Origin of the sequence: Vibrio ouci (genome assembly GCF_004551525.1) — a bacterium.
Lineage (GTDB): Bacteria > Pseudomonadota > Gammaproteobacteria > Enterobacterales > Vibrionaceae > Vibrio > Vibrio ouci.
The window spans coordinates 1-7,351 of record NZ_SATR01000078.1 but is presented as its reverse complement, the minus strand read 5'-3'; the positions used below and the strand labels follow the sequence as shown (position 1 = coordinate 7,351).

The window sequence follows — 7,351 nt, the reverse complement described above, 5'->3', positions numbered from 1 at the left end:
GGTTGTCAGAGGCATAATACTGTTTGACCTCGGTAATTAAGGTGTCAAGCTTTGGGCTTTTTTTCCAGATCTCATCTTGCGCCAGAACTGGCGTGGTGGCCAGTGTGACGAATAGAGCAACCCACATCTTTTTCATAACCTGCCTCCCTGTTTCGGAAAAACAGTGTGTTTGTGTTTGAAAATGCGTGCTCTATTCTGGCACTGATGGGCATAGCAATGCTGTTAAATTATGAATTATTTATCCGTGAATGATTCAATCGTCCCTATAACACGCGTGCAGATTGTTGGCGTTGGTAACAGGGATACTTATCTTGTAGGCCGTCTGTTATGAAGCCAGAGCTGGTTCCGAAAGCCGCGAATAAATCGGGGCGTCTGAAGCGATTGGGGGCATACTTGAGATTATAATCAATCCCTCGCCAGATAAGCTGCTCGACAAACCGTGTCGGATTTGGTGCTAAGTGGCTGTAGTTCCTGAGCAGGCCTTTCGGGCAGAACCATGGCATTATATTGGTTCGGATCTGTTCGTTGACACTGCGAATATGCGCTTCCTGCATACCCCATAAATACGCTTTAAGAAGTTTATGTTCAGGGGCGTCAGGCTTGTCGATATACTATACAGAATGAAAAACGACAGATTATCGACCTGAGTCATATGTTCTTGCTTTAACTCTGATAAATTGTCGGTAGCGTAAAGTTGTTTTAGTTCAAAGACTAGGGCCTCAAGCTGCGGGCTTTTATGCCAGCTCTCGTCTTGCGCCGAGACTGGTGCGATGGCCAGTACGCTTAATAGAACAACCCATGTTTTTTTCATTAGGTGTCTCCTTGTGTATCCCAGCACGCTGACTGGGATACTAGCAAGTTTAGGTGGGTGGATAAATAGACAGTGCTGTTTATTTATCCATTAATTATCTTTTTTGCTGTCATGCAACTGATACCCCGTATGTGGCTTCCTGTCCGCCGCGTCCTTTGCCGGAGGATTGATGTGGTCGTTGACGGTCTTGACCACATCCGAATCCGGATTAGTCGTCGGAGTAACCGGCTGCTGTGCTTCGTTTTGCATATGGCCACCAGTCACAGACGCGCTCCCTTTGACGTTGCGGTAAGCGTCGCTGTCAAACAGGTGGTCACTGCCATGGTAGTTGATCATATCGATGGTGATTTCGTCGATGACCTCCTTGCCTTTTGATGCGTTACTTTGCGCCGTACTCTTCTGCTCAGGTGAGAGCCTGACCAGATCACGCTTGGTTGATGGCTCATACGATGGAAACCCATGATCATAGAGGCCAAAGTGCTCATGGAAAGCGTCGCTGCGAGCGTATTCATCAAACTCTTTGTATGCATCCTTCAAATCCCCAGCCTGAGTGGAAAGCATTATGCGCTTAATGATAGGGTCATTTGAGCCATATTTTTCTTCTAGATACTCCTGGAATGGCGCTCTGAGATCTTGGCCAAATCTCAAGGAATCGCTTTTGAGGTTGGACTTGAGGCTATGCAGGCTGGACACTTCGGTGTTCGATGCACTGACGGAAGAGGCGGCGCTTTGCAGACGCTGGTGGTTGAGCGCAAAGTCGTGTGCGTATTGCTCAACGGCGCTGCGGTTTTCCTTGGCTTCAATCGTGCGTCCGGCACGCTCCATGGAACTTGCCCCTTCATTGTACTGCTGCATGGCTTGCGCCAGGGCCTGTTTCTGCTCGTCGCCCATGGCGCGGTAGCCCAGACGTTGGTCAGTACTCCATTGCACAGCGGTGCTGAACCCGCCGCCCAGCTTGGTTTGTCCCGGCGTGCCGATAGACAGCCCTGCATTGGCGGAGGTGGCATACGCCCGAGCCTGATCGTGAGTCCAGCCCATGGTTTGCGAGATGCTGTCGATGGCGGATTCCATCTTAGAGTGGGACTGCGTGATCTGGCCTTCGGTAGAGGCGCTGTGTGCATCACCATACGAATAGTTGCTCGACCAGTTGTCGTTCCAGCGGTCACTTTGCTGCACACTGTTTGCATAACTGTCGGTGAAGGTATCCATATGCTGTTTCTGTGACGTTAACGCTCTCGAGTACTGATCGTTAACGCTACTTTGCACCATGCTGGTGGCCTGCGCCTGCCAGATTGGATTCGATACCGCTTCCTGTGCATTGTAGAGTTTACGCCCTCCATCATTTTGTAAGGTGGTAATGGACGCGCCGCTGCTTTGCTGAACGGTGGCCATGCCGGTTCGCAGCAGCAGGTTATCATCGAGTTTATTGGCACTGGTGTTATTGAACGAGTGGTTTTGCATCTGCAGGTTACCAAAGTCGATGTTCCCCGTAGAGCTCGCCTCTGCAGCCCGGGCATTGGAGCTGTTGATCATACTGGCGAGTTGGTAGTTCATCGCCTGCACGGCAGCGATGCCCCCTTGCAGGATTCTCCCGGCCAGTACCGGGATCGCCATCATCAGAAAACCGGCCATATACCCAAACCGGAGATGAAGCTCTTCCAGTGCATTTGAGTTACTCAGTGACAGGCCATTCATTGGCTGGGCCGTGGCATTGGAGGTCGATTCAAGTCCCCACAGCATCAGGCCATTGAGTATCGCAAACAGAGGCGGCCAGGTCGCCAGATAGGCAAAGGTTTTGATGTAGTTCGTCAGCACCATTTTCGTCAGTGCGGGGATCAAGGCTGCGGCGCCAATGATGATGCCTAAACAGCTGAACAGGAAAAACATCATTGTGTGCATCATAGGAATGAACTCACGCGCTTGCAGACCTAAGGTTGCCCACATCGAGGTTTGCTGCATTTTGTTGGTGGTATAGGCGTAATTGATGCCGACGCCGCCTATCCCCCCGCTGGCCAGTCCGTGAACGCTACTGCGTATGGCATTTATGGTCATGTTATGCCTTAAAATATCGGCGGCGTTATTGCTCACACCAACAAAGCTCATATAGCTGTTTTCCAATGCCTGTTTGACATGGGGTCGATACAGTGCTGCCTTAGAGCCATGGAGGTAGGTGCCTAGCAGTTCCATCTCTTCTGCAGAGGCTTTCCCGAAAGTGCGTTGGATGTCGGGGAAGATCTCACGACAGGTTTTAAAGTCCTGACTGACGACATCAAGCATGACCCCGCGTAAAGGACTCATCGACTGCTGACTCAGGAAGTCAAAAATGTCCGGGGCATTGAACAGTTGATTCCAGGAGTATTTCTTGTTGATTTCAATGTCGTCAACAATGCAGTTTCTGAAAAAGTCATCCCAGACATGGCGCTCACGGATATCCCTGAGCGACGCTTTACGCGACAACTGAAACATCTCCGAGCCAAACAGCATTCCCGTTCGGCCATAGCGTTGATCTCTCGTTGTGGTGAAGATGGTTTCAACCGATTCCGTGACGCCCACCATCAGAGTGCTGAAAAACCAGGTCGGCAGGGCAACCAGATACGGCACATTGTCGACCGAATAGACGCTGTCGGGCTCGGTTTTATCAATGATTTGCATCCGGGTGGTCTGGTTAAGCAGAAAGGTGGGGACCAGGGTAAAGACGATCGCCCACACATAGAGGTGGCGGGTATTACGGGTGGCAAAAAAGTACGCCATCGTAATGATTGCGCCAATCATCAGCGCGATAGAGGTCATCGACGCAAAACTGGAGGACTCAAAGTAGGTGGCGACGGCGTTAAGGGCGCGCTGGATAGTCGCGCCTTGGGTATAGACGTAATATTCAAGGCTCATGGTTATTCTCCGTAGCGGGGGCATACTTGCACGTTGTCATCGGCTTTGTCGGCCAATGCATCGGTAAGGCGTTTGGCGCTCTTTAATGTTGCGCCCTGGGTTGTGACGTTATGCTTTCGGTTCATGGTTATTCTCCATAGGTTTGGTTGTGAATGAGTTTGCCGTTGATCTCTTGCAAGGCTCGCTGATCATTGAATTTGTGGGCCTGAATGAGTTGCTCTTGCTGAAGGAGTTGTTTGGTGGCTTTATCGGTTAATCCATCGGTAAAGCGCTTAGCGCGATCGATATCATCGGCGATCAGTGTGATGTCGTCGGCGCTGACCTGAGTGTTGGCCAGCGAAGCCTTAACAATAGTGAGCATGTTGGTGAGATAACGGTTGAGCAGTTCAACCGAGATCACGCGTGAATAGGCGGCAAGGTTTGGGGAGCGATTAGCTCGGGCGGCGCTGTTGAACACGGCCAACACCGGGGTCTCTGTGTACTCTAAGAACGAGGTTTGATCCGGGGTTAATCGCGCGTCATTGTTGATCGCCTGGTAAAGCTGTTCGAGTTTGCTGCGGATACGATTTTGCAGCCCCTTGTCTGATGGCAAATTCAGGTGGTGCTTGGCGGGGTTTAAACACGCTTTTTCATCCGTGTTATCACAGCGGTAATAGGTGATGTCTCCGCCTTCGAGTAGGGCGTGCACCAGGTTGTTGTTGTCGGCCAGTAAGCTGGCGTAATAACGCGGCTTACCTGCACTGTCATAGATATAGGTGCCGGATATACTCATTAAGAATTCGGCCAGCGCGGTATCGCTCGACAGGAAGGGGTTGTTTAATGTCGCCGACCAGACAATGTTGTGATTGGTTTTGGTGAGATCTTCTGTCGCGGGGTGTTGACGGGCATTGGCCAGTTGCGCGCGGGCCTGTCCGCCGACGCCGCATTCCTGCTGCGCGGCCAGCCAGTCTGAGAAGGCATTATTGTGGGTACCTATCGTGGAGCAGATGTGCTTTTTCGTCTGAGGACTGTCAAAGGCGGCCGCGAGTCCGCTCACCGCCGCTTGCGCGGTTTCACAGGAGTTGATCGACTGATTAAGCCACTTGTCGGCGATGTTTTGCAGGTTATCGCGGATTTGTTTGATTTGCGGCGCCCAGGTTTGCAGCGCTAAATCGACCGCAAAGGGCGTGGCATTGGCGATCACCGCTTTACCGAACTGAACCAACTGATCGGAATTAATGTGAGAAAAGCCGCCCATGAAGGCATCGATGCCGCTACACCCCATACTAACAGAGGGGATCGAGGTCGAAACCAGTTGGGCGTGTTTTACCGGTGAGCGGACATACAATGAGCCGCCATTATAGTAGTTGGCCGCTTGTCCTTTGTAGGCATTGGGATCGGAGACGTTGCTGTGATAACCCAAATCATTAAAAAATCCATCCAGTGACCGGTTTACACCCGCTCCGTGGGCTTGACAAAATAGCCCAATAGACAACACAAGATATATCAATGCTTTGGGTGTTTTTTCCACAATATGTGTGGATAAGTATCTGCGCATAATCGAATTCCTCATCGAGATAATGGCTTACTGCATGGCGCTGAGCAGACGCTGATCGCTCAATATGCCGTCGACGCTTTGCTTGAGCTCGGCATAACTGACGTTGCCCACCGATACCCGGACGAACTTGTGGCTGTTGACGTTGAGTAAAAACGTCGCAGGCACAGTGATGTTTCTGGGGTTGTCAAAGAACCGCTGGCTGATGTCTGGCGTCACCGGAATGGGCGCTGGGTAATCAGGTAACGGTTGGTTATCGAGTGAAAAAACGTAGCTCGGTAACTGCTTTTGCTGGGTCAGGGCCTTGAACTTAGGGGCAAACTGATGGCAATAAGGGCAGTCACTGCGGTAAAAAAACACCAGGGCATACGCGGGCTCAACGGCCGCATGGACCGAAGACGCTTGGGTAAGTAGAAGCAAGATCAGCAGTGGATAGTTCGGCATAGGTGGTCTCCTTTACTGGGCGCTAAAAATCAGCGGACTGATAGTGCGTGGCGACGTTATAGAAGCGCCCGAGCAAATCCTCTTGGGAAATAAATCCGTAGGCGAGGGGCTGAAACTCGGACGTCGTGGGGTTGATCAACAAAAGTGCCGGCGTAAACGGCACGACCACCTTGTTGTCATTGACCCGGTTTTGGCGGATGTGGGGAGTGAAGAGGCCATCCTCGCTCACACCCAGCAACTCGATGTCATACGTGTCGGCAAAGTGCTGAATCGATGGCGCAAGTTCCTGACTGAGGGGATCGTTGCCTTGATAGACAAAGAAAAAGCCCCAGCCGTCGTCTCTCATCTTGATCACCGTATCGATTTTCTTTTGTCGCTCAAGCTGGTGATAGGTACTTCTGGCAGCCTGTTCTACGGGTCTGTCTTTGACATAGGAATACTCGGGGTACTTGAGCAGCAGCTTTTTAAACGTCATGCCCGTGCGCGCGGTTTGTTGACCGATAAAGTGATGAAGCTGCATCAGCCTCAGATACTTGTGCTCATCGTCTGGGTGGAGAGTGGCGTCCGCCTTGACCTCTTCGTACGTCTGATGAAACCACGCCATCTGCTCGGTCGCACTCATCACCGTCGTGGTGGTGTTCGCGGGTGTGGGCACAGGAGCTGGCGGCACAGGCGGTAAGGTCGGCTCGTTGTACCATTTCCAACCTTTTGGTGACGCTGTCACGCTAAAGGAAGCTATGAAAGCCATGATGAGTAGTGCTGTAAGCAGCCGTCGCCAGGCATGACGTGTCTGTAAGCGTTCGCGTGCAAAGTTAACCAGGACGAGTGGCAATAAACGCAGTGTGATCTGGCACATACCTTACTCTCCATACGCGCTACGCAAGCGCTCTTGTATTTCTTTGGCGGAAGGGAGCTGGGCGTTGCCACGCATATCGTCAAAGAAATCAGAAAAGTCGATGCGATCAAAACGGATGGCCTGCAACTGCTCTGGGGTAAGGGCCTCGCACCTTGGGTGCTTCGCAGAGCCAAAGCCCAGTCCGAGTTGATCTCTGGCGCCCTGCGCCTGCACGATGCGGGCAAGCTTGCTGTCGAACACGCAATAGCCTTTCTTTTTGCGCACGCAAGCGCCGAGGATTTTAGTCGCGCAATACGAGCCCAGAGCGATGGTTAACCCTTGCTCCTTGGCCTGACCAAGCGCTTTTTCCTGCTCACTGCACTTAGCCAGTCCAATGTCGGTTCCCCAGCCACTGTCTTTACAGCAATCGGCAAACCCAAACGCTTTGTCAGTGCAGTGCATGCCTTGTCCAGTAAAAATACGCGGTGGATCGCCAAGTCCTTTTGCTGCCTCAGACAGCGCCGCCAGAGCTGCAGCGGATTTTGCGAAATCCTTAGATTGCGCCGGCATGGCGCCATAGCAATCGCCATCAAGGCAAAACGTCGCATCCAGACAATGAAGCTTCGTTGCGCTGCACGTTGTCACCGGACACGTCTTGGTGTATTCCTTTTCGACGCACACGCCGTTTTGTAACGTTTTGCAGCGGCTCGACGTGGTGGTGCAATTGTCGGCAAGTTCAGCGCAGGTGTCCGGGAAATCACACTGATACCTGAGCTGATACTTCCAGCAGCTCAGGTAGGTCCGAACGCCGTTAATGACCCGGGTCCCCGCGCCTTCGATA

The 7,351-nt window shown here is 52.0% G+C and carries 7 protein-coding genes; all 7 read right to left on the bottom strand.

Annotated elements, in window-relative coordinates; all coding sequences use genetic code 11:
* Positions 1–502 precede the first annotated feature (502 nt).
* Entirely contained in the window at positions 503–811 is a 309-nt protein-coding gene (locus ELS82_RS27065; RefSeq protein WP_244230859.1) for a hypothetical protein, read from the bottom strand.
* A gap of 90 nt (positions 812–901) precedes the next feature.
* On the bottom strand, positions 902–3,697 hold the full coding sequence (locus ELS82_RS22800) for a conjugal transfer protein TraG N-terminal domain-containing protein (RefSeq protein ID WP_134837488.1): 2,796 nt from the start codon (positions 3,695–3,697) through the stop codon (positions 902–904).
* Between the two features lie 2 nt (positions 3,698–3,699).
* Positions 3,700–3,822, bottom strand: a complete 123-nt coding sequence (locus tag ELS82_RS27400; protein WP_279630718.1) for a hypothetical protein — start codon at positions 3,820–3,822, stop codon at positions 3,700–3,702.
* A 2-nt stretch (positions 3,823–3,824) separates the two neighbouring features.
* Positions 3,825–5,234: a conjugal transfer protein TraH gene (locus ELS82_RS22795; protein WP_134837487.1), complete on the bottom strand. Its 1,410-nt coding sequence runs from the start codon at positions 5,232–5,234 to the stop codon at positions 3,825–3,827.
* 27 nt (positions 5,235–5,261) lie between these two features.
* Entirely contained in the window at positions 5,262–5,675 is a 414-nt protein-coding gene (gene trbB, locus ELS82_RS22790; protein WP_134837486.1) for a type-F conjugative transfer system pilin assembly thiol-disulfide isomerase TrbB, read from the bottom strand.
* Between the two features lie 22 nt (positions 5,676–5,697).
* Positions 5,698–6,531, bottom strand: a complete 834-nt coding sequence (gene traF / locus ELS82_RS22785) for a type-F conjugative transfer system pilin assembly protein TraF (RefSeq protein WP_134837485.1) — start codon at positions 6,529–6,531, stop codon at positions 5,698–5,700.
* A 3-nt stretch (positions 6,532–6,534) separates the two neighbouring features.
* Positions 6,535–7,351 (bottom strand): conjugal transfer protein TraN (traN, locus tag ELS82_RS22780; RefSeq protein ID WP_167489482.1); only part of this gene is annotated, 817 nt, incomplete at its 5' end.